Annotated in this window: 21 protein-coding genes; 8 read left to right on the top strand and 13 right to left on the bottom strand. The window is 66.1% G+C overall.

Annotated features, from left to right (window positions below; genetic code table 11):
• Window positions 1-12 precede the first annotated feature (12 nt).
• The 5 genes from IB259_RS10845 to IB259_RS10825 all read right to left on the bottom strand — a co-directional run bounded on the left by IB259_RS10845 (window position 13) and on the right by IB259_RS10825 (window position 4,455).
• Complete coding sequence (locus tag IB259_RS10845) at window positions 13-753, bottom strand: amino acid ABC transporter ATP-binding protein (RefSeq protein WP_119450640.1); 741 nt, start codon at window positions 751-753, stop codon at window positions 13-15.
• Window positions 740-1,390: an amino acid ABC transporter permease gene (locus IB259_RS10840; RefSeq protein WP_054457830.1), complete on the bottom strand. Its 651-nt coding sequence runs from the start codon at window positions 1,388-1,390 to the stop codon at window positions 740-742. Before IB259_RS10840 ends, IB259_RS10845 begins: the two co-directional genes overlap by 14 nt.
• Window positions 1,391-1,401: 11 nt before the next feature.
• A complete protein-coding gene (locus IB259_RS10835; RefSeq protein ID WP_125472991.1) occupies window positions 1,402-2,070 on the bottom strand; it encodes an amino acid ABC transporter permease in 669 nt (222 codons plus the stop codon).
• A gap of 3 nt (window positions 2,071-2,073) precedes the next feature.
• On the bottom strand, window positions 2,074-3,375 hold the full coding sequence (locus tag IB259_RS10830) for an alanine racemase (RefSeq protein ID WP_192328957.1): 1,302 nt from the start codon (window positions 3,373-3,375) through the stop codon (window positions 2,074-2,076).
• 117 nt (window positions 3,376-3,492) lie between these two features.
• Window positions 3,493-4,455, bottom strand: a complete 963-nt coding sequence (locus tag IB259_RS10825) for an AraC family transcriptional regulator (protein WP_054457828.1) — start codon at window positions 4,453-4,455, stop codon at window positions 3,493-3,495.
• A 319-nt stretch (window positions 4,456-4,774) separates the two neighbouring features.
• On the opposite strand from IB259_RS10825, the gene IB259_RS10820 reads away from it, so the two are divergent.
• The 3 genes from IB259_RS10820 (at window position 4,775) to IB259_RS10810 (ending at window position 7,461) form a co-directional block, all read left to right on the top strand.
• Complete coding sequence (locus IB259_RS10820) at window positions 4,775-5,821, top strand: aldo/keto reductase (protein ID WP_192328955.1); 1,047 nt, start codon at window positions 4,775-4,777, stop codon at window positions 5,819-5,821.
• 159 nt (window positions 5,822-5,980) lie between these two features.
• On the top strand, window positions 5,981-6,739 hold the full coding sequence (locus IB259_RS10815) for a YoaK family protein (protein ID WP_054457826.1): 759 nt from the start codon (window positions 5,981-5,983) through the stop codon (window positions 6,737-6,739).
• 62 nt (window positions 6,740-6,801) lie between these two features.
• Window positions 6,802-7,461, top strand: a complete 660-nt coding sequence (locus IB259_RS10810) for a thiopurine S-methyltransferase (protein WP_119450644.1) — start codon at window positions 6,802-6,804, stop codon at window positions 7,459-7,461.
• A 38-nt stretch (window positions 7,462-7,499) separates the two neighbouring features.
• On the opposite strand, the gene IB259_RS10805 is transcribed toward IB259_RS10810, so the two are convergent.
• The 6 genes from IB259_RS10805 to IB259_RS10780 all read right to left on the bottom strand — a co-directional run bounded on the left by IB259_RS10805 (window position 7,500) and on the right by IB259_RS10780 (window position 13,960).
• Complete coding sequence (locus tag IB259_RS10805) at window positions 7,500-8,267, bottom strand: SDR family NAD(P)-dependent oxidoreductase (protein ID WP_119450645.1); 768 nt, start codon at window positions 8,265-8,267, stop codon at window positions 7,500-7,502.
• On the bottom strand, window positions 8,264-9,259 hold the full coding sequence (locus IB259_RS10800; protein WP_054457823.1) for an NAD(P)H-quinone oxidoreductase: 996 nt from the start codon (window positions 9,257-9,259) through the stop codon (window positions 8,264-8,266). The genes IB259_RS10805 and IB259_RS10800 overlap by 4 nt, the downstream gene beginning before the upstream one ends.
• 15 nt (window positions 9,260-9,274) lie before the next feature.
• Window positions 9,275-9,979, bottom strand: a complete 705-nt coding sequence (locus IB259_RS10795; RefSeq protein WP_054457822.1) for an ABC transporter ATP-binding protein — start codon at window positions 9,977-9,979, stop codon at window positions 9,275-9,277.
• Window positions 9,972-11,753: an ATP-binding cassette domain-containing protein gene (locus IB259_RS10790; RefSeq protein WP_054457821.1), complete on the bottom strand. Its 1,782-nt coding sequence runs from the start codon at window positions 11,751-11,753 to the stop codon at window positions 9,972-9,974. Before IB259_RS10790 ends, IB259_RS10795 begins: the two co-directional genes overlap by 8 nt.
• Window positions 11,754-11,775: 22 nt before the next feature.
• Window positions 11,776-12,642 carry a branched-chain amino acid ABC transporter permease gene (locus IB259_RS10785; protein WP_054457820.1) on the bottom strand — a complete coding sequence of 289 codons (867 nt, stop codon included), beginning with the start codon at window positions 12,640-12,642 and terminating at the stop codon, window positions 11,776-11,778.
• A 118-nt stretch (window positions 12,643-12,760) separates the two neighbouring features.
• A complete protein-coding gene (locus IB259_RS10780; protein WP_054457819.1) occupies window positions 12,761-13,960 on the bottom strand; it encodes an ABC transporter substrate-binding protein in 1,200 nt (399 codons plus the stop codon).
• A gap of 325 nt (window positions 13,961-14,285) precedes the next feature.
• On the opposite strand from IB259_RS10780, the gene IB259_RS10775 reads away from it, so the two are divergent.
• From IB259_RS10775 to IB259_RS10765, 3 genes are read left to right on the top strand one after another with little or no spacing between them, the layout of a single operon-like run.
• Window positions 14,286-15,068, top strand: a complete 783-nt coding sequence (locus tag IB259_RS10775) for an SDR family oxidoreductase (RefSeq protein WP_192328953.1) — start codon at window positions 14,286-14,288, stop codon at window positions 15,066-15,068.
• A complete protein-coding gene (locus tag IB259_RS10770; RefSeq protein WP_192328951.1) occupies window positions 15,068-16,024 on the top strand; it encodes a 3-hydroxyacyl-CoA dehydrogenase in 957 nt (318 codons plus the stop codon). Before IB259_RS10775 ends, IB259_RS10770 begins: the two co-directional genes overlap by 1 nt.
• Window positions 16,017-16,952, top strand: a complete 936-nt coding sequence (locus IB259_RS10765; RefSeq protein ID WP_054457816.1) for a 3-keto-5-aminohexanoate cleavage protein — start codon at window positions 16,017-16,019, stop codon at window positions 16,950-16,952. Before IB259_RS10770 ends, IB259_RS10765 begins: the two co-directional genes overlap by 8 nt.
• 39 nt (window positions 16,953-16,991) lie before the next feature.
• On the opposite strand, the gene IB259_RS10760 is transcribed toward IB259_RS10765, so the two are convergent.
• Together IB259_RS10760 and IB259_RS10755 are read right to left on the bottom strand one after the other, a co-directional pair.
• A complete protein-coding gene (locus IB259_RS10760) occupies window positions 16,992-18,062 on the bottom strand; it encodes a glycerol dehydrogenase (RefSeq protein ID WP_192328949.1) in 1,071 nt (356 codons plus the stop codon).
• A 21-nt stretch (window positions 18,063-18,083) separates the two neighbouring features.
• Window positions 18,084-18,788, bottom strand: coding sequence for a GntR family transcriptional regulator (locus tag IB259_RS10755; protein ID WP_054457814.1), 705 nt, complete (start codon window positions 18,786-18,788; stop codon window positions 18,084-18,086).
• Window positions 18,789-18,915: 127 nt separating this feature from the next.
• Between IB259_RS10755 and IB259_RS10750 the strand changes: the two genes are divergently transcribed.
• Together IB259_RS10750 and IB259_RS10745 are read left to right on the top strand one after the other, a co-directional pair.
• The gene (locus tag IB259_RS10750) at window positions 18,916-19,773 is read left to right on the top strand and encodes a transketolase (protein WP_054457813.1); all 858 of its coding nucleotides are present in this window, start codon (window positions 18,916-18,918) and stop codon (window positions 19,771-19,773) included.
• Window positions 19,774-20,760, top strand: coding sequence for a transketolase family protein (locus IB259_RS10745; RefSeq protein WP_054457812.1), 987 nt, complete (start codon window positions 19,774-19,776; stop codon window positions 20,758-20,760).
• Window positions 20,761-20,774 lie beyond the last annotated feature (14 nt).

Below are 20,774 nucleotides of genomic sequence, written 5' to 3'. Positions count from 1 at the left end.
GGAGCGGATGGTTCAGTGGGTGGACGGCGCGGCCGTGCCGATGAATTGGCGCAGCTCGGGGGTTTGGGGATTGGCGAAGAGTTCGGCGGGCGGGCCTTGTTCCCAGACGCGGCCCTGGTGCATGAACACGACCTTGGACGCAACGTTGCGGGCGAAGGCCATTTCATGCGTCACCAGCACCATGGTCATGCCCTGGCGCGCCATGTCTTCCATGACCTTCAGCACTTCGCCCACCAGTTCCGGGTCCAGCGCCGAGGTGACCTCGTCGAACAGCATCAGTTGCGGCGCCATGGCCAGGCAGCGCGCGATCGCCACGCGCTGCTGCTGGCCGCCCGACAGCAGGGCCGGATAGGCGTCGATCTTTTCAGCCAGGCCGACGCGGCGCAGCACGTCCAGCGCCAGCGCGCGGCCCTGCGACTTGGCGATCTTGCCGTTGAGCGTGGGCGCCAGCGTGATGTTGCGCTCCACGTTCAGGTGCGGAAACAGGTTGAACTGCTGGAACACGATGCCCACGCGCTGGCGGAACTGGCGCAGGCCGGGCATGCTGGCGTGGATACGTTCGCCGCCGATGCGGATGTCGCCGTCGTCCACCGTCTCCAGCGCGTTCAGGCAGCGTAGCAGGGTGGACTTGCCCGAGCCGGAGCGGCCGATGATGGTGACGATCTCGCCTTCATTGACTTCAAGGGAGACGCCGTTGAGCACCGCGTTGGCGCCGAAACGTTTGTGGATGTTGGAGACTTCAACGAGCGCCATGGAAGCGGCCCTCCAGGTTACGGGCCCACATCGTCAGGGGCAGGCACGCCGCGAAGTACAGCAACGCGACGCAGGAATAGACCAGCAGGGGCTGGAAGGTGGCGGCGCTGGCGATCTGTCCGGCGCGCGCCAGTTCGACAAAGCCCACCACCGAAGCCAGCGAGGTGCCCTTGACGAGCTGCACCAGGAAGCCCACGGTGGGCGGCAGCGACAGGCGGAACGCCTGCGGCGCGATCACATGGCGGAACTGGTGCCACTTGGACAGACCCAGGCAGGCGGCCGCTTCCCATTGCTCGTGCTTCACGGCCTGGATGCCGCCGTACCAGATCTGGCCCAGGAAGGCCGCCGTGTAGATGATGAAGGCGACGCTGACGGCGGTCAGCGCGGGCACTTCGATGCCCAGGAACACCGGCATGCCGAAGTAGAAGAACATCAGCAGGCCCAGGAGCGGCACGCCCTGGACCAGTTGCTGCATGGCCGCGGCCAGCCAGCGCAGCGGCGCCGAACGGTGGCCGCGCAGCAGCGCCAGCCCCAGGCCCAGCGGCGCGCCGATGGCCAGCGCAATCAACACCAGGGCCACGGTCCATTGCAGCGCGCTGAGCAGGGAGGCGAAATCACTCAGGGTAAATGTACGCATGCTCGCGACTCCTAGCGGCGCACGGGCCAGGTGAAGGCCAGGCTGCCGGCCAGGGCCAGCAGCGCCTTGGTGATCAGCACCAGCGTGAAATAGATGCCGCAGATCACCGCATAGACTTCAAAGCTGCGGTAGGTGCGGCTTTCGATGAAGCTGCCGGCATGGAACAGATCCTCGGCCGATACCTGCGAGGCCAGCGAGGTGCCCAGCAGCAGGATGACCAGCTGCGTGCCCAGCGCGGGGTAGACGTTGCGCAGGGCGGGCGCCAGCACGATGTGGCGGTACACCTGCCAGGTGCTCAGGCCCAGGCAATGGCCGGCCTCGATCTGGCTGCGCGGAATGGAATCCAGGCCGGCGCGCAGGATCTCGATGGCGTAGGCCCCGAAATACAGGCTGAGCGCCAGCGCCGCGGCCACGAAGGGGGGCATGCGCAGGCCCAGACCCGGCAGGATGAAGAACACGACGAACAGCTGGATCAGCGACGGCGTGTTGCGGAACACCTCGACATAGGCGCGCAACGCCAGCTTGACCGGCTTGGGGCCATGCCGCGTCAGCAGGGCGCCGGCCAGGCCGATGGCCAGCCCGGCGATCACGGCGATGGCGGTCAGCTCCAGCGTGACCTGGATGCCGTCCCAGAGCTGTTCGCGGTAGCGCCAGATCTGTTGGAAGTTCAGCTGTTGCATGGCTTATCCGAAGAACGTGCGGTAGGCCGACTGCACGCGGCCGTCGGCGTCCAGGCCAAAGAAAACGCGCCAGCGGTCCAGACAGGTGCAGGGATGCGAAATGCCGAACTCGATCACGTCGCCCGGCGCCAGTTCGCTGTCCGGCGCGATGGCCAGGAAGGCGTGCTGGTCGTTGAGCCGCGTGACGCGGGCTTGCGTGTCCCAGCCGGGCAGGGCCGCGCCGCCGCGGAAGGCGGCCAGCGGCGCGGGCAGGTCCTGGTCGTAGGACACGTCGCGCATGCCGAAGCCGCAGATCGCCAGGCCCGGTTCCGGTCGCGACAGGACTTCGCCCCACAGGCGCAGGGCCGGCCGGAAGTCGGTGGCGGCGTTGCGCGCCTGGCCGTCGACCAGGAAGCCTGCGCGGGCGTCCATGGCCTGCAGCGCGCGCTGATAGGTGCCATGGTCATGGAAGAAGATGGCGCCGCTGCGCAGCACCAGCTGGGCATTGCCGTCCTCGGACAGCCAGCCCTTGGCCGCCTGAGTGACATGGTCGAAGAAGGCCGAGCCGCCCGCGGTGAACACCAGAGGCGCGTGCGGCGCCAGCGCGCGCACTTCCTTGAACGCGCTGGCGGCGCGCGCCATCAGCGCGGCGATATTGCTGGCGGTGAGCGCCGCGTCCGAGCTGGCGACGGCGCCTTCGTAGGTGGCCACGCCCGCCAGCGCGAGCTTGTCGCCCTGCTCACGGATCGCGGCCAGGATGGCTGCGACCGCGGCATCGTCGCGCGCGCCCGCGCGGCCGCCGCCGACTTCCACCAGCACCTCCACGGGCCGGCCGGCTTCAGCGGCCGCGGCGGCCAGCGAACGCACGGTGTCGGCGGAGTCCGCGAATGCCAGCAGGCGCGCATGGGGGTAGCCGGCAAGCAGCTTGCCCAGGCGGGCGCCGCTGGCCGCGCCGCCGATCTCATTGCCCAGCATCAGGCGGGATACGCCTGCGCGCAGCAGCACGGCGGCCTGCTGCAGGTTGGCGACGGTGGCGCCCCAGGCGCCGGCATCGAGCAGGCGCTGCACGATCTGCGGCGACATCGGCGTCTTGGCATGCGGCGCCAGCGCCGCGCCGTGGCTGCGGGCGTACTGGAAGATCTGCTCGATGTTATGGGCGAAGGCGGCCTCATCCAGCGTCAGGACGGGCAGGGCCATGTTGCCGCTCCTGGGCTGCCAGCCCCGGGCCGCCACGCCGCGCAGCGGGACGGCGGGCTCGCCCGGAGGAATGCCCCGGTAGGTATCGTCCAGTGGAGTATCGAGCAGGGTTTCCAGGAAGGGATTCATGTGGCCGCCGAAGAAAGATCAGGGTTATGACAACGTTGTCATTTGATGGCGGCAGTCTAATGGTAACGTTGTCAAATTAGGATTAGGGCAATCCCCTAGGGATGCCCGAGCGGCGGCTCAGGCTGGCGCCGACGCGGTTTCGTCCTTCCAGCGCTGCTTGTCGCGCAAGGGCGGCGAACCGAACAGGCGGCTGTATTCGCGGCTGAACTGCGACGAGCTTTCGTAGCCCACGGAATGGGCTGCCAGCGCTACGCCCGCGTCATCGGTCAGCATCAGGCGCCGCGCTTCCTGCAGGCGCAGGTGCTTCTGGTATTGCAGCGGGCTCATGGCGGTGGCCTGCTTGAAATGATGGTGCAGCGAAGACACGCTCATGTGCACGTCGCGCGCGATTTCTTCCACGCGCAGGGGCTGGGCATAGTTGTCGCGCAGGATGCGGATGGCCTTGGCCACGCGGTTGAGCTGGCTGTCCTGCAGCACCGATTGGCGCAGCACCGCGCCCTGGCCGTTCATCAGCAGGCGGTACAGCAGCTCGCGCTTGACCAGGGGCGCCAGGATGGGAATGTCGCGCGGCGTGTCCAGCAGGCGCAACAGGCGCAGCACCGCGTCCAGCAGCGCGCCGCCCAGCGGATTGACGCAAAGCGCGCGCGCGGCTTCGGCTGGCGGCTGCGGCGGCAGGCTTTCGTCGCTGATCAGCGAGGTGATCTCCTCCACGTTCAGCTCCAGCCGCAAGCCCAGATAGGGCAGCGTCGGGCTGGCGACGGACACCTTGGCCACGACCGGCAGATCCACCGAGGAAATCAGGTAATGGAAGGGGTCGTACTCGTAGGCATCGTCGCCGATGAGCAAGCGCTTGGAACCCTGGGCGATGACGCCCAGCGCGGCCTTCTGCAGTCCGGGCTTGGCGCCGGTGGGCTGCGAAATGCGGTGCAGGAACAGGCCCTCGATGGGCGTGTCCAGCGAACCCTCCAGGTCGCCGGTCATGCGTTCCAGCGTGCAGAGCAGTTCGCGCCGCGCCGGCTCATAGGCGACGTCCAGGGGCGGGACGGCGACTCTGGCGGCAAGTGCGGATGTGATGGTCATGGGGGCTCCCGTGGCGCGCCGTGCCGGATGGGCGTTGGCGGCAGAAAGTCGGAGGATTGGGTGGCTTTCAGTTTATGCCTAAGCTTGCCTGCATCCAGGCTGCGGCGCTTTTCATGGAGAAATGGGCAGAAAATTCGGAGGAATGAGCGGCCAGGCGCCGCAGACTGGCCAGCGCTGCAGGATTGGGCAAAAAAAGGGCAGGATCAAGCAGCGTCCGCGCCGGTCCCTGGACGCATACTTTCCTTCATCCCGGCAGGCGGGCCGCGGCCATTCCATCCCGGAGCGCCGGCTCCCGCCCAGCCCTTGAAGGAGCGCAACCATGCGGTACAAGAAATTCGGAAGCACCGGCCTGTTCGTGTCGGAACTCTGCCTGGGCACCATGACTTTCGGCGGCGAAGGCGAACTGTGGAGCAAGATCGGCAACCTGCAGCAGGAAGAGGCCAACCGGCTGGTGGGCCGCGCGCTGGATGCCGGCGTCAATTTCATCGACACGGCTGACGTGTACTCCGAGGGCCGCTCGGAGGTCATCACCGGGCAGGCGCTGCGCGACCTGAAGGTGCCGCGCGAGGACGTCGTGATCGCGACCAAGGTGTTCGGACCGACGGGCGCCGGCGTCAATGCGCGCGGCAACTCGCGTTCGCACATCATCGACGGCCTCAAGAAAAGCCTGTCGCGCCTGCAGCTGGATCATATCGACCTCTACCAGATCCACGGCTTCGATCCCGCCACGCCGGTGGAAGAAACGGTCAGGGCGCTGGACAATCTGGTGCAGCATGGCCACGTGCGCTACGTTGGCGTGTCCAACTGGGCCGCCTGGCAGATCATGAAGGCGCTGGGCATTGCCGAACGCCTGGGGCTGGCGCGCTTCGAGTCGCTGCAGGCCTATTACACGATCGCCGGCCGCGACCTGGAGCGCGAGATCCTGCCCATGCTGCAAAGCGAAGGCGTGGGGCTGATGGTGTGGAGCCCGCTGGCAGGCGGCCTGCTGAGCGGCAAGTACAGCCGCGACGGGCAGGCCGAAGCCGGCAGCCGCCGCGCCGCGTTCGACTTCCCGCCGGTGGACCAGGAACGCGCCTACGACAGCATCGACGTCCTGCGGCGCGTCGCCGGCGCGCGCGGCGTATCGGTGGCGCAGGTGGCCCTGGCCTGGCTGCTGCACCAGCAGGCCGTGACCAGCGTCATCATCGGCGCCAAGCGCGTCGACCAGCTGGACGACAACCTGGCGGCCACGGCGATACGCCTGACGGCGGACGAACTGGCCGAGCTGGACCAGGTCAGCGCCTTGCCGCCGGAGTATCCGGGCTGGATGCATGTGCGCCAGGGCGAATACCGGCGCAAGCAGCTGAGCGAATCCGGCGGGGCGTAAAACGCCGGGGACAGGCGGGGCCGCCAGCGGTGGGACCGCCTCCGGCGAGGCCGCCGCCGGCATGGTTGCCGGCGGGCGTGCCAGGCCTCGCGCCGTGCCGCGGCGACTAGAATGTCATGCACATTGCTGTGTATGGATTCTTGTCTTCAAGGGACACGCGTGGCCATTCCGTATCTACGCCGCCTGACGGCCGTCAGCCGCAGCCCCCAGGCCAACAGGCACCTGGCTTACATCCTGACCTTCACCGCCGGCGCGGTCAACGCCGGCGGCTTCCTGGCCGTGCAGCAATACACCTCGCACATGTCCGGCATCGTCTCCATGATGGCCGATCACCTGGCGCTGGGCGGGGTGATCGTGGTGCTGCAGGGGCTGGCGGCGCTGCTGTCCTTTCTGGCCGGCGCCGCCAGCTCGGCCTTCCTGATCAACTTCGGGCGCCGCTCGCACCTGACCAGCGAATACGCGATGCCGCTGCTGTACGAAGCCGTGCTGTTGCTGGGCTTCGGCTTGCTGGGCGCCAACCTGGAAACGCTGCGCTGGTTCTACGTGCCGGGCACGGTCATGCTGCTTTGCTACATCATGGGTCTGCAGAACGCCATGATCACCAAGCTGTCGCGCTCCGAGATCCGCACCACGCATGTGACGGGCATGGTGACCGATATCGGCATAGAACTGGGCAAGCTGTTTTACTGGAACGTGGCCCAGGGCGATCCGGCCTCCATGCAGCCGGTGCGCGCGGACCGCAGCAAGCTTGTCGTGCTCACCGTGCTGGTGTCGCTGTTCTTCGTCGGCGGCGTGACGGGGGCATATTCCTTCTTCAACTTCGGGTTCGGCTCGACGGTGCCGCTGGCGCTGGTGCTCATGGTGCTGGCCGCCGTACCCATTGTGGACGACATCCGCAGTCTGCTGCCGCGCATGTAGGGCCTGTGCGCCCGCCGCCGAACTACAATGCCCTGCACCGATACACAGGAGGCAGACCGGGCATGGACGCGGAATTCTGGCTGGAGCGTTGGCGCGAAGGGCGCACGCATTTTCATCAATCGCGGGTCACGCCGCTATTGCAGAAGTATTGGCCGACGCTGGGCGTGCCCAAGGACGGCCGGGTGCTGGTGCCGCTTTGCGGCAAGTCGCTGGACATGGTGTGGATCGCGGCGCAGGGGCATTCCGTGCTGGGCGTCGAGCTGTCCGAGCTCGCGGTCGAGCAGTTCTTCGAAGAAAACGAACTCAAGCCGCTCACGCACGTGTCCGTCTATGGCAAGCACTACGTGGCGGGCAGCATCGAAATCATCTGCGGCGACATCTTCAAACTGGATGCGCAACTGCTGTCGCATTGCGTGGGCGCCTATGACCGCGCCGCGCTGGTGGCGTTGCCGGACACCATGCGCGCAGACTACGTGCGCCACGTCTACGGCAATCTGTCGCCCGCCTATCAGGGACTGCTGATCACGCTGGACTACCCGCAGGAAGAAATGGCGGGGCCGCCGTTCTCTGTCGTGGACAGCGAAGTGCAGAACATCTTTGCGGGCGTGTCGCCCGCCAGGATCATCGACCGCCGCGACATCCTGGAAAAGGAACCGAAGTTCCTGGCGGCCGGCGTCAGCCGGCTGGACACCGTGGTCTATCACCTGGGCGCGCAGGAATGAAGACGGCGCCCGCCTGAGCACAGGCGGGCGCCATGCTCTCAGGTCATCAGCCAGCCGCCGGCCACGTCCAGTACCTGGCCGGTGACGAAGCGGGCTTGATCCGACGCGAAGAACAGGCAGGCATCCGCTACTTCTTCCGGCGTACCCAGGCGGCGCAGCGCGGTTACCTGCGCAACCGCGTCATTGATTTCCTTGGGCACGGTTTTCAGCAAGGGCGTGCTGATGCGTCCAGGCGCCAGGGCGTTGACGGTGACCTGGTGCTCGCCCAGTTCGGCGGCCCAATGGCGCGTCAGACCGATCAGTCCGGCCTTGGTGGCCGCGTAATGCGCCGCCACGATGTCGCAATAGGCGCGGCCGGCCACGGAAGACATGTTGATCACGCGGCCCTGGCGCTCGCGCACCATGTGCGGCGTGGCCAGGTGCGTCATGTAGAACACGCTGTTCAGGTTGACGGCGACCACGTTCTCCCATTCCCTGGGCGGCATCTCCCAGACCTTCAGCGCGCGTCCATCGGTCTTCGGTGAAATGCCGACGTTGTTGACCAGGATGGTGGCCGGACCCTGCTCTGCGCTGATGCGTTCGTAGGCTGCCTGGCACTCCTCGAAGCGCGCGACGTCCGCGTGCACGAAGCAGGCTTCATGGCCGCGCTTGCGCAGTTCCTTTTCGTAAGCCTGCCCGCCCTGCGCATTGAAATCGATGAGACCCACGCGGCCGCCTTCCGCCAGGAAGCCTTCGACGATGGCCGAGCCTATGCCGCCGACCGCGCCCGTCACGATGGCCACCTGGTCCTTGAAGCGCCCGCTCATGCGGCCACCTTCAGCATGATCTTGCCGATGTGCTTGCTGCTTTCCATCAGCGCATGCGCCTGGGCCGCTTCCGCCAGCGGAAACACCTTGTGGATGCGCGGCAGGCATTGCCCCTGTTCCATCAGCGGCAACACTTTTTCCGCCAGCGCGCGGGTGATCGCTCCCTTGTCCTCGTCGGAGCGGGGGCGCAGGGTGGAGCCGGTGAATTGCAGGCGCTTGAGCATGATGGGCATGGCGTCGATCTCGGCCTTGCTGCCCTCCAGGAAAGCGATCTGCACCAGCCGGCCATTGAGCGCCAGCAGCCGCAGGTTCTTGTTGATGTAGGCGCCGCCCACCATGTCCAGTATCACGTCCACGCCCGCGCCGCCGCTGCCCTGGCGCACCGCCGCCTCGAAGTCGGCCTCGCGGTACAGCACGGCATGGTGCGCGCCGGCGGCCAGGCAGGCGTCGGCCTTTTCCTGGTTGCCTACCGTGGTCCAGACTTCGGCGCCGAAGGCGCGCGCCAGCTGGATCGCGGTCAGGCCGATGCCGCTGGAACCGCCGTGCACCAGGAAGCGTTCGCCGGCGGCCAGACGGGCGCGGTCGAACACATTGGTCCAGACGGTGTAGTAGTTCTCGGGGATGGCGGCGGCCGTCAACAGGTCCAGGCCGCGCGGCACGGGCAGGCAATGGCGTTCGTCCGCCAGGCAGTATTGGGCGTAGCCGCCGCCCGGCGTCAGCGCGCAGACCTGGTCGCCGACTTTCCAGAGGCTGGCGTCGGGCCCGGTGGCGACGACGGTGCCGGAAACCTCCAGCCCCAGGTGGGGCGAGGCGCCCGGAGGCGGCGGATAGGAGCCGGAGCGTTGCAGCACGTCGGGGCGGTTGACCCCGGCGTAGGCGACCTCGATCAGCACCTGGCGGCCGGCGGGGGCCTCCATGTCGCGTTCGGCCAGGCGCATGCAGTCGGGCGCGCCGCCCTGGCCGTGGTCGATGTATGTGCAGCGTAAAGACATAAGGAATCCTTGGTATCAATGGCCCAGGTAGGCCTTCTTCACATGCGGGTCGCTCAGCAGCTCCGCGCCAGTGCCGGTGCGTACGATGGCGCCGTTCTCCAGCACGTAGCCGCGGTCCGCCAGCCGCAGCGTGCGGAACACGTTCTGCTCCACCAGCAGCACGGTCACGCCGTGCGCGGTGACGCCGCGGATGATGTCGAACATCTGCTGCACCAGCAGCGGCGACAGGCCCAGCGAGGGCTCGTCGAACACCAGCAGCTTGGGATCGGCCATCATGCCGCGCGCGATCGCCACCATCTGCTGTTCGCCGCCGGAAAGCGAGCCGGCGTACTGGTTCAGGCGTTCCTGCACCCGCGGGAAGATACCCAGCACCTCGTCCAGCTTGCGTTGCACGATGGGGCGGGCGGCGCGCTTGTAAGAACCCATCAGCAGATTGTCGCGCACCGTGAAATGCGGGAACAGCTGGCGGCCTTCGGGAATCATGGTGATGCCCGCGTCGACGATGTCGTAGGGCTTGCGGTTGGTCAAGTCCTGGCCTTCGAACTCGACCTTGCCTTCCATGGCGGCGATGACGCCGCACAGCGTCTTCAAGGTGGTGGTCTTGCCGGCGCCATTGGCGCCGATCAGCGTGACGATCTCGCCCGCATGGACCTCGAAGTTCAGGCCGTTCAGGACCTGGCTCTTGCCGTAGCCCGAGGACAGATTCGAAACCTTAAGCATCCTGGTACTCCTTGCCCAAATAGGCCTCGATGACGGCGGGGTTCTCCACCACGTCCTTGGGCGCGCCGCTGACCAGCACCGCGCCTTCGTTCAGCACGATGATGCGGTCGGACAGTGCCATGGTGGCCTGCATCATGTGCTCGATCAGCAGCACCGATACGCCGGAATCTCGGATGCGGCGGATCATCTGGATCGACTTCTCGATGTCGGTCGGGTTCAGTCCCGCCATCACCTCGTCCAGCAGCAGGATGCGCGGCTTGATCGCCAGCGCGCGGGCGACCTCCAGGCGCTTCATGCCGCCCACGGTCAGGTTGCGCGCCTCGATGTCCAGGTACTTCACCAGGTCGGTCTGCTCGGCGACTTTCAGTGCGATCTGCTCGGCTTCGTCACGGTTCGATGTGCGGATGAAGGCGCCCAGCATGATGTTCTCCAGCACCGTCAGGCCGGTGAACGGCTTGGCGATCTGGAAGGTGCGGCCCAGCCCCTGGTGCGCGAATTCGTCGGGCGTCTTGCAGGTGACCCAGTTGCCTTGCGCGTCCAGCATGGTGATGCCGCCCTTGTCCGGCGACAGGAAGCCCGACAGCAGGTTGAAAACCGTGGTCTTGCCCGCGCCGTTGGGGCCGATCATGCCCAGGATCTCGTTCTGGTTCAGCGTCAGCGACACGTCGTTGGTGGCGCGCAGGCCGCCGAAGCTTTTGAACAGCTTGTCGGCCTTGAGCACCGGCTGATCCGTGCGTTCGGCGCTGTGCAGGCGCAGTTCATCGGCCAGCTTGAGCTTGGCGCGGGGCGTGCCCAGATAGGGCAGACGCGACAGCCAGCGTTCGATGGCCGGGCCGAAGGCGCCGGCCAGGCCGCGCGGAATGGTCAGCACCACCGCTACCAGGATCAGGCCGTAGATCAGCCCGTGCATGCCGTTGCCCACGCTGCTGAGCCAGCCGCGCGCCAGTTCGGCGATGGGCAGCACCAGGAAGGTGCCGGCGATGGGGCCGGCCACCGTGCCCAGCCCGCCAATCAGCGCGAACATGGCCACCTGGATCGACAGCTCCAGCGAAAACGCCGAACTCGGGTCCACGAAGGTCAGGTAGGTGATGTGGAAGGTGCCGATGATGCTGGTCAGCATGGCGGACACGACCGCGGCGATGATCTTCATGCGCACGGTATGGATGCCGACCGCCAGCGCCGCGTCCTCGCGTTCGCGGATTGCGATCAGGTAATGGCCGATGCGCGACTTGCGGATGTACCAGGAGGCCCAGGTCACCAGCAGGAACAGGCCGAAGGCGATGATCACGTAATTGACCTTCTCGCGGAACACGATCCAGGTCCAGCCTATGTTCAGCGGCAGGCTGATGCCGCTGGAGCCGCCCGTCCAGCTTTCTTCGTGGATCACCAGGAGGCGCACCACTTCCAGGATCGCGATGGTGGCCAGCGCGAAGAACGGGCCGCGCAGCCGCAGCGTGGGGTAGCTGATGAGGATGGCGACCGCGCCCGAGATCGCCGCGCCCGCCAGCATGCCGAACCACGGCGAAATGCCGAAGTTCTGCGTCAGCAGCGTGGCGGTATAGCCGCCGATGCCATAGAACACGGCGTGGCCCAGCGATAGCTGGCCGGCGTAGCCGCCGACGATGTTCCAGGCCACGGACAGGGCCGAGAACACGAACAGCAGGACGAACAGGTTGGTCCAGAAGGGCGTGCCCATGATCACAGGCACAAGGAACATCGCAATCAGCAGGATGAGGCTGACGTAGGTCTTGGGGTGTCGGATATCGGGAAACACATCTCGCTCCTTGTTGCTCTGATCACTCTGTGCCGACGCCGAACAGGCCGTTCGGACGCAGCACCAGGATCAAGAGGAAGATCCCGAAATAGACGACCTCTTTCAGGTCGGGGGCGATGTAGAAGCCAGCCAGCGTGTCCACGATGCCGATGATCATGGAGCCGGCCACCGCGCCGTACAGGCTGCCCAGGCCGCCCAGCACCACGATCACGAAGGCCGTCAGCACGAAGTACGTGCCCACGGTGGGAAACACCGGATACTGCGGCGCCAGCAGGCCGGCGGCGATGCCGACAAAGGCCGTGCCCAGGCCGAAGGCGATGGCGTAGACGTTGTTGACGTTCACGCCCATCAGGGTGGCGGCATAGCGGTGCTGCGCCACGGCCCGCAGCGCGCGGCCCAGGTAGGTGCGGTGCATGAACAGGTGCAGCAGCACCGCCAGGGTCAGGCCGATCACGAAGGTGACGAGCTGCCCGGTCACCATCGAATAGGGGCCGATGTCGATGGCGTTCGTGCCCAGTTCCACCGGCGCGCGATAGACGTTGGCGCCGAATATGACCAGGGCGAGATTCAGCAGGATGGTGGACACGCCCACCGTGGCGAAGATCTGGATATGCTGGTCGGCGTTGAGCAGCGGCTGGATGATGCCTTTCTGCGTCAGCGCGCCCAGCGCGAACAGGATGACGGCGACGGGCACCAGGCCGGCATAGGGGTGCACGCCGAATTGCGCCGCGATCAGATAGACCATGTACATGCCTATCATCAGGAACTCGCCGTGCGCGAAGTTCACGACGCGCACCACGCCGAAGATCAGCGTCAGCCCCAGGCTGATGATGGTGTACGCGCCGCCCAGCAACAGGCCGTTGATGACCAGTTGAATGAATAGTTCCATGTTGCAACCTCTTAGAGCGGGTAGCGGCCCCGGCCCGGCCGTGTTGTCGGCCGGACCGGGGCGCGCGGACCCCGGGATACGTCAGGCGCCCCCGAGCGCCTGAGCACTGGCGTGGCGCTTATTTCTTGAAGACCGGCTTGCCGAGTGCGAGGTTGCTGGGCGCGATGGTGACCAGCTTGCCGTCCTGCCACTGCATCACGTAGAACGTGGATGCATTGTTCTGGCCGTCTTCGCCGAAGTCGAAGGCCCAGCCGTTGGCGCTCTGGCCGGCCGGCTTTTTGTAGGCCAGGACGGCGGCGCGGATCTTGTCCTTATCCGTGGACTTGGCGTTGCCGATGGCTTCGAAGAAGGCCTTGGCGCCGACGTAGTTGGTCAGGCTGTGGCCGGATTGGGGATCGCTCTTGTAGGTGGCCTTGTAGGCTTCGAGGAACTTGTCCAGGCCGGGCGCGCCTGCGGGATTGATGGAGGATTGCGGGAAGTCCAGGTCGAACACGCCGTTCATGTCGGCGCCCACGGCCTTGGCCGTGTCCGCCAGCGAATAGCCGCCGCCCGCGCCGATCACGACCTTGGGCTTGAAGCCCGCGGCGCGCGCCTGGCTGAAGAACAGGATGGCGTCGTTCTGGTAGGCCGTCTGCAGCACCACGTCGACCTTGGCGCCCTTCAGGCGCAGGATCAACGAGGACAGGTCGACGGTCTTGGCCGAGTACGGCAGCACTTCCGCGACCGTATAGCCCAGTTCCTGCGCGCGTTTTTTCTCGGTGGCGGCCACGTCGGTGCCGTAGGGGCCGTCCTCGTGGATGATGCCGATCTTGATGTCCTTGGGGTTCAGCCCCATGCCCGGCGCGATGGTGTCGTGCAGCGCGTTGACCACCGACACGCCGTACAGCGCGGTGTTGGGGTTGCTGCGGAACAGGTACTTGTAGCCGCGGGTGGTGATCTTGTGCGCGGTGGCGCCCAGTTCGAAATAGGGCACGCCGGCCAGCTCGGTCACGGGCGACGCCGCGTAGGAAATTCCGGAAGCGTAGCTGCCGAACACGCCCACCACGTTGGAGGAAATCAGGCGCTTGGTTTCCGACACGGCTTGCGTCGGATCGACGGCGTCGGCCTTGATGATTTCGATCTTCTCGCCGTTGACCCCGCCCGCGGCGTTGATTTCATTGACGGCCAGCTCCAGGCCGCGATAGCTCTCTTGTCCCAGGAGCGCGAGCGCGCCGCTGAACGGGAAGAGGGCGCCTACCTTCATGTCGGCCGCTGCGGTGCCGCTTGCCAGCGCGCCGCATACGCCCAGCGCCAAAGCAATTTTGTTGAACTTGAACACTGTCTACGCTCCTTTGTCGGTATGGGATGCGGACTTTCTTGTTTGGTCCGTTTTTTTGAATATATGATATATCGGCCGGGCGGGTAGCAAACCCCGCCTTGGATTCTAGTGGGGGCCGTAACCCGCCGAATCGGGGAATTCCCTAAAGCCGCATGAATAAAGACTTAGCGGGCTGACGTCGAGCAAATCCAGGTGCTTTTGCTACTTCGGGATGACACTTTTCGATGTACGACCCGGTTGCAATAAACGTCATAAGCTGGTGGTTTTTTTCATATATCGTATATCATCAATCGGCCGTTTTTCATAAGAATCAGGAGACAGAGGCATGTTCGAGGAAGTGGATTTCGCCGGGAAAAAGGTGCTCATCACCGCCGGCGCGGACGGGCTGGGCCTGGAGATGGCGAAGGTGTTCCGCCATGCCGGCGCCTCCGTGTTCGTATGCGATGTGAACCAGGAGCGCCTGGCCGCGCTGCCGGCCGAATTGCCTGGCGTGCATGCGGCCCTGGCCGACGTCTCGGACGAAGACAGCGTCGCCGCGCTGTTCGATCAGGTCCGCGCCAAGCTGGGCGGCCTGGACATCCTGGTCAACAACGCCGGCGTGGCCGGTCCCACTGGCTACGTCGAAACCCTGTCCAAGGCGGACTGGGACCGCACGCTGGCCGTGAACATCACCGGACAGTTCCTGTGCGCGCGCCAGGCCATCGGCCCGCTCAAGGAGTCCAAGGCCGGCGTGATGATCAACCTGTCGTCCGCGGCCGGCCATCTGGGCTTTGCCGGGCGCTCGGTCTATTCCGCCTCGAAGTGGGCAGTGATTGGCTTCACCAAATCCCTGGCCATCGAACTGGGTCCCTATGGCATCCGCGTCAACGCCATCCTGCCGGGGGCGGTGGAAGGGCCGCGCATCCGCGCCGTGATCGCGGCGAAGGCGGATACGCTGGGCCGTCCGGTGGAGGAGATTGCCGCGCAGTACGAGAACCAGGCCGCGCTGGGCCGCATGGTCACGGCGCGCGATATCGCCAACATGGTGCTGTTCAACGCCAGCGAGGCCGCCCGCAGCGTCTCGGGGCAGGCCATCGTGGTGGACGGCTTCACACAGAAGCTTTACTGATGGACGCCGGGTCCAAGGCGCAGCGCGCCGCCATCATCGGAATCGGCCTGATCGGCCAGGGCTGGGCCATCGTGTTCGCCCGCATGGGCTGGGAAGTGCGCCTGTATGACGTCAACGCCGCAATGCTGGCCGAAGCCCGCGGCCTGATCCTGCAGCAACTGCGCGAACTTGAAGCCCAGGGCTTGCTGCAGGACGCCGAGGCCATAGGCGGGCGCGTCCATGTGGCAAGCAACCTGGCCGATGCCTTGAAGGGCGCCAGCTACATCCAGGAGAACTCGCCCGAAAACGTCGAGATCAAGCGGGCGCTGTTTGCCGAACTGGACGCGGCGGCCGAACCCGACGCGATCATCGGCAGTTCCACGTCCAGCATCCCCGCCAGCGAATTCACCGGGCACCTGGCCGGGCGCCACCGCTGCCTGGTGGCGCACCCGGTGAATCCGCCATACCTGATCCCGGTGGTGGAACTGTGCCCCGCGCCCTGGACCAGCCCGCAGGCCGTCGATTCCGCCCGCGCCGTCATGGCCGGCATCGGCCAGAAGCCGGTGCTGGTGCGGCGCGAAATCGAAGGCTTCATCCTCAACCGCCTGCAGGGCGCGCTGCTGCACGAGGCGTTCCGCCTGGCCAGCGCGGGCATCGCCAGCGCCGAGGACATCGACGCCACGGTGAAGGACGGCCTGGGCCTGCGCTGGTCGTTCATGGGGCCGTTCGAAACCATAGACCTCAACGCGCCGGGCGGCATCGCCGACTATTGCGCGCGCTACGGCGGGCTGTACCAGTCCATCGGCGCGACCCAGGGCGAACCCGTCGCCTGGGACGGCGCGCTGGTCGAAGCGCTGTCGGAGGAACGCCGCGGCTTGCTGCCGCAGGAAGATCTTGCCAAGCGCCGCTTCTGGCGCGATGAAAAACTGATGCGCCTCATGCGCCATAAACAGGACAACGGAGACAACAATGGCTAAGCCCAAGCAGAAAGTCATCATCACTTGCGCCGTGACGGGCGCCATCCACACGCCCAGCATGTCGCCGCACCTGCCGGTAACCGCCGACGAGATCGCGGAGGCTGCCATCGGCGCGGCCAAGGCGGGCGCGGCGGTGCTGCACCTGCATGCGCGCGATCCGCAGACCGGCAAGCCGTCGCAGGATCCGGCGCTGTTCAAGCCCTTCCTGGAGCGGATCAAGCGGGAAACGGACGCCATCATCAACATCACCACCGGCGGCAGCCCGCATATGACGGTGGAAGAGCGCATGCGCCCGGCCACCACCTTCAAGCCGGAACTGGCGTCCCTGAACATGGGGTCCATGAACTTCGGCCTGTACCCCATGCTGGGCCGCTTCAAGGAGTTCAAGCACGACTGGGAGCGCGAGCATCTGGAGAACAGCCGCTCGCTGGTGTTTCGCAATACCTACCAGGACATCGAATCGATCCTCGCGCTGGGCAACGCCAACGGTACCCGCTTCGAGTTCGAGTGCTACGACATCAGCCACCTGTACAACCTGGCCCATTTCGTGGACCGCGGCCTGGTCAAGTCGCCGCCCTTCATCCAGTCGGTATTCGGCATCCTCGGCGGCATCGGCCCGCACCCCGAAGACCTGATGCACATGAAGCGCACGGCCGACCGCCTGTTCGGCAACGACTATGAGTGGTCGATCCTGGGCGCCGGCCGCGGCCAGATCCCGCTGGCCACCATAGGCGCGGCCATGGGCTCGAACGTGCGGGTGGGGCTGGAGGATTCGCTGTGGATCGGCCCGGGCGAAATGGCGCAATCCAATCAGGTGCAGGTGGAGCGCATCCGCACCATCCTGGAGGCGTTGAACCTGGAAATCGCCACGCCCGCAGAAGCGCGCGCCAAGCTGGACTTGAAGGGCAAGGACAACGTGGCGTTCTGATGCGGCCAGGGGCCGGCCGCTATCCGGCCCCTTGTCGCGTCAGGCGCGGCGGCGCAGCGCGGCAGCCAGCGTGTCGGTGTCGAGCGCGCGGTCGAAGTTGGCGGCGTGGCGGGCCTTCAGGCTCAGCTCCGCAGCCAGCCGCAGTTCCGCGTCGTCCGGCATGTCGGCCGCGCCCAGTTCGCGCAAGGTGGCAGGCAGGCCCACCTGGGCATACCAGCGGGTCAGCTCGTCCAGCATGCCGTCCGTCCGGCTTTCCAGGTCCAACTGCACCAGCAGGCCGACCGCCACCTGCAGGCCATGCGGGGCGCTCGCCACGCCGCTGATCTTGGGCAGTCCGCGCGTCAGCGCGTGGGCGATGGACAGGCCGCCGCTTTCGAAACCGAGGCCGCTCATGAGGATCATCGCTTCCACCACGCGTTCAAAGGCCGGCGTGGGCTGGCCGCTGCCGGCAACCGCCACGGCATCCGCGCCGTCGGCCAGCAGAGTGCGCAGGCAGCCGTCGGCGATGAACCGGGCGGTGAGGGGCGGCGCGCCGTCATACATGTTGCGGCCGCCGTTGCGGCCGCATTGCTCTGCCTCGAATTTCTTCGAGACCGCGTCGCCCAGCCCGGCGAGAAAGAAATTCGCCGGCGCGGTGGCGATGACGGCGGTATCGACCAGCACGATGGTGGGGTTGAACAGCATGTGCTCCACCGCCAGGAGATTGTGATGGGCGTCGTACAGGACGTAGTTCTTGCTGGTCGGCGCGTCGTTGGACGCGACGGTCGGCACGGTGATGAGATGGCAGTGCGAGGACTTGGCCACCGCCTTGCCCGCGTCCAGCGCCTTGCCGCCGCCCACCGCGATGACCATGTCGATGCCGGCCGGCGCGGCCTGCGCGCGCAATTGCGTGATCGCGGCCGGTGTCAGGTCGCCTTCGACCATCAGCGGTATCAGCGACACGTTTTGCGCCGCGCACAAGGCTTCGATTCTTGGCCCCAGCACGCCATGCACGTAGCTGTCGATGACCAGGGCCGCGCGGCGGCCGAACAGGGCTGCGTACTGTCCCAGGGTGTCCAGGGCGCCGGCGCCCTGGATGTAGCGGCTGGGCGCGCCAAAAATCTTCAGCATCGGATTTTCCTTCGGGTTTGCCTATTTGCGGGCAGCGGGGGGGCGGTAGTCGAGTTCCTTTTCGCGCTCGACCAGCCAGTCGATCATGATCTTGCCGCCCCAGACCAGATCGGCCTGGATGGCTTGCCTGGCGGCTTCGGAGTCGCGCGCTTCCAGGGCTTCCAGTACCGCTTCATGGCGGTGCTCGTTCTGCGAATAGTCCAGGCCCGAGGTCTTGACGTGGAACACCTTGAGGATGGGGCCGGTGATCACCCAGAACGATTCCACCGTGGCGCGCAGGATGGGCTTGTTGCTGGCTTCCAGGATGGCGAAGTGGAATTTGCGGTTCAGGTAGCTGGCGCGCTTGGGATCGCTGGCGGTGCAGGAGATGAAGTCCCGTTGCAGCGCGATCAGGTTGTCCAGTTGCTTGCGCGTGATGTGCTGGGCGGCCTCGGCCGCGCCCATGCCTTCCAGGTGGAAGCGGATCTGCTGGATTTCACGCAGCTTTTCCGAATTGACGTAAGGCACGTAGACCGCGGTGGCCGCCTGCATTTCCAGGCCTTGCTCGCTGATCAGCCGGAAGATGGCCTCGCGTACAGGCGTGATGGAGACGCCCATTTCCTGGGCCAGTTCGCCAATGATCAGGCGTTCGCCGGGTTCGTACTGCCCGTTGATCAGGGCATTGCGGATTTCGTTGTAGACCCTGACGGAGAGGTTCTCTTTCTTGACCGGTTTAAGGCTGGACATGACAGGCTCAGGCTTGCTGTATTGATGGGGGCGGGTGGATTCGGGATGAATTCTATCCCGCCATGGCAAATTCGAGCGCGATGGGTATATTATATATCATATATCCTAACAGCGAAAAGGAAGCGCCATGAGGAGTGACAGGGAGGTCCCCACCGAAGGGGAGGTCGGGCTGCTGCGGGAAAAGGCCCGCCACATCCGGCTGGAGACCATCAGGTTGATCGAGATCGCCAAGGTCGGGCATTACAGCTCGGTGTTCTCGTGCGCGGAAATCTTCGCCGCGCTGTACTACGACGTGATGCGGCTGCGTCCGGGCGAGCCTCAGTGGCCCGACCGCGACCGCTTCCTGATGGGCAAGGGCCATGCGGCGGTGGGCCTGTTCCCGGTGTTGGCCGACCATGGCTTCATTGCCCGCGAACTGCTGGACGGCTACACCCGCCTGGGCAGCCCGCTGGGGGACCATCCCGACATGAGCAAGGTGCCGGGCGTGGATTTCAGCTCGGGTTCCATCGGCCATGCCTTGTCCAATGGCGTGGGCATGGCGGTGGGCGGGCGCATGAGCGGGCGCGACTTCAACGTCTTCGTGCTGCTGGGCGATGGCGAGATGCAGGAAGGCCAGGTCTGGGAGGCGGCGCTCTTTGCCGCCCACAACCGCCTGTCGCGCCTGGTCGCCATCGTCGACCGCAACGGCTACCAGCTGGACGGCAAGGTCGACGACGTCATGGGCGTGGAATCGCTGAAGGAAAAATGGCAGGCCTTTGGTTGGGAGGTGCACGAAGTGGACGGCCATGACCTGGCGGAACTGACCGCCTTGCTGCGCCGCCTACGCGCGGACGAATCGCGCGCCAGGCCGGCCTGCGTGATAGCAAAGACCATCAAGGGCAAGGGCGTCTCCTACATGGAAACCGAGCCGGGCTGGCACCTGGGCTATCTGGCGCCGCAAGATGCGCAAAGCGCCGTCGAAGAAATCCTTTCCCGCGAGATCTGAATGGCACAGGCACAAGTTCTCTCTCCCGATTCCTGGCAGTACCGCGCACTGAACGCGGTGAACCCCGGGCTGTCCTATCTTTCCGACGCGCTGATCGAATTGGCTGCGGCCGGCCATCCGGTGGTCGCGGGTTCGGCCGACCTGCAGTACTCCAACGGCCTGAACCGCTTTGCCCAGGCCTATCCCGACCGCTATGTGCAGTTCGGCATTTCCGAGCAGAACATGGTGTCGGCCGCGGCAGGCCTGGCGACCACGGGCATGATGCCCTTCGTCGCGACCTTCGCGTCCTTCCTGGGTCTTCTGTGCTGCGAACAGATCCGCATGGACGTGGCGTATACCAAGCTGCCCGTGCGCCTGATCGGCCACCACACCGGCATCAGCCTGGGCTTTTACGGCACCTCGCACCACGCCACCGAAGATATCTCGACGATGCGGGCGCTGGCGGGCCTGACGGTGGTTTCGCCTGCCGACGGTCCGCAGCTGGCATCCGCCATCAAGGCATCGGTGGACTGGCCCGAGCCGATCTACTTCCGCATCGGCCGCGGCCGCGACCCGCAGGTTTACGAAGATGGCGTGCCGTTCGAGTTCGGCCGCGCCATCGTCCATTCCAGCGGCTCGGACCTGAACATCATCGCCTGCGGCATCACCGTGCACGCGGCCCTGGCCGCCGCCGAGCAGCTGCGCGGTGAAGGATTGTCGGTGGGCGTGATAGACATGCCCACTATCAAGCCCCTGGACCGCGACGCCGTGCTGGCCGCGGCAGGCAAGTCCCGCGTGCTGATGACGGTGGAAGAGCACAACGTGCTGGGCGGGCTGGGCTCGGCCGTGGCCGAGGTGCTGGCCGACGCGGGCACAGGCACGCGCCTGCGCCGCCATGGCATCTACGATGAATACAGCCTGATCGCGCCGCCCACCACCCTGTATGCGCACTACAAGCTGGACGCGGACGGCATCGCCGACGTCGCGCGCGCCACGCTCCGGCCCTGAGACATGGAGACAGA

It is taken from the genome of Achromobacter sp. ACM04 (assembly GCF_014851465.1).
Taxonomy (GTDB): Bacteria; Pseudomonadota; Gammaproteobacteria; order Burkholderiales; family Burkholderiaceae_B; genus Achromobacter; species Achromobacter aegrifaciens.
The sequence above is the reverse complement of the archived record's forward strand: the minus strand, read 5'-3'. Positions and strand labels throughout refer to the sequence as shown.

Coding starts and splice junctions, on each gene's coding strand:
- IB259_RS10830 (WP_192328957.1), bottom strand. CDS start 3,375: ATGAATCCCTTCCTGGAAACCCTGCTCGATACTCCACTGGACGATACC.
- IB259_RS10835 (WP_125472991.1), bottom strand. CDS start 2,070: ATGCAACAGCTGAACTTCCAACAGATCTGGCGCTACCGCGAACAGCTC.
- IB259_RS10775 (WP_192328953.1), top strand. CDS start 14,286: ATGTTCGAGGAAGTGGATTTCGCCGGGAAAAAGGTGCTCATCACCGCC.
- IB259_RS10820 (WP_192328955.1), top strand. CDS start 4,775: ATGCGGTACAAGAAATTCGGAAGCACCGGCCTGTTCGTGTCGGAACTC.
- IB259_RS10795 (WP_054457822.1), bottom strand. CDS start 9,979: ATGCTTAAGGTTTCGAATCTGTCCTCGGGCTACGGCAAGAGCCAGGTC.
- IB259_RS10755 (WP_054457814.1), bottom strand. CDS start 18,788: ATGTCCAGCCTTAAACCGGTCAAGAAAGAGAACCTCTCCGTCAGGGTC.
- IB259_RS10840 (WP_054457830.1), bottom strand. CDS start 1,390: ATGCGTACATTTACCCTGAGTGATTTCGCCTCCCTGCTCAGCGCGCTG.
- IB259_RS10760 (WP_192328949.1), bottom strand. CDS start 18,062: ATGCTGAAGATTTTTGGCGCGCCCAGCCGCTACATCCAGGGCGCCGGC.
- IB259_RS10785 (WP_054457820.1), bottom strand. CDS start 12,642: ATGGAACTATTCATTCAACTGGTCATCAACGGCCTGTTGCTGGGCGGC.
- IB259_RS10800 (WP_054457823.1), bottom strand. CDS start 9,259: ATGTCTTTACGCTGCACATACATCGACCACGGCCAGGGCGGCGCGCCC.
- IB259_RS10845 (WP_119450640.1), bottom strand. CDS start 753: ATGGCGCTCGTTGAAGTCTCCAACATCCACAAACGTTTCGGCGCCAAC.
- IB259_RS10750 (WP_054457813.1), top strand. CDS start 18,916: ATGAGGAGTGACAGGGAGGTCCCCACCGAAGGGGAGGTCGGGCTGCTG.
- IB259_RS10805 (WP_119450645.1), bottom strand. CDS start 8,267: ATGAGCGGGCGCTTCAAGGACCAGGTGGCCATCGTGACGGGCGCGGTC.
- IB259_RS10765 (WP_054457816.1), top strand. CDS start 16,017: ATGGCTAAGCCCAAGCAGAAAGTCATCATCACTTGCGCCGTGACGGGC.
- IB259_RS10825 (WP_054457828.1), bottom strand. CDS start 4,455: ATGACCATCACATCCGCACTTGCCGCCAGAGTCGCCGTCCCGCCCCTG.
- IB259_RS10745 (WP_054457812.1), top strand. CDS start 19,774: ATGGCACAGGCACAAGTTCTCTCTCCCGATTCCTGGCAGTACCGCGCA.
- IB259_RS10810 (WP_119450644.1), top strand. CDS start 6,802: ATGGACGCGGAATTCTGGCTGGAGCGTTGGCGCGAAGGGCGCACGCAT.
- IB259_RS10770 (WP_192328951.1), top strand. CDS start 15,068: ATGGACGCCGGGTCCAAGGCGCAGCGCGCCGCCATCATCGGAATCGGC.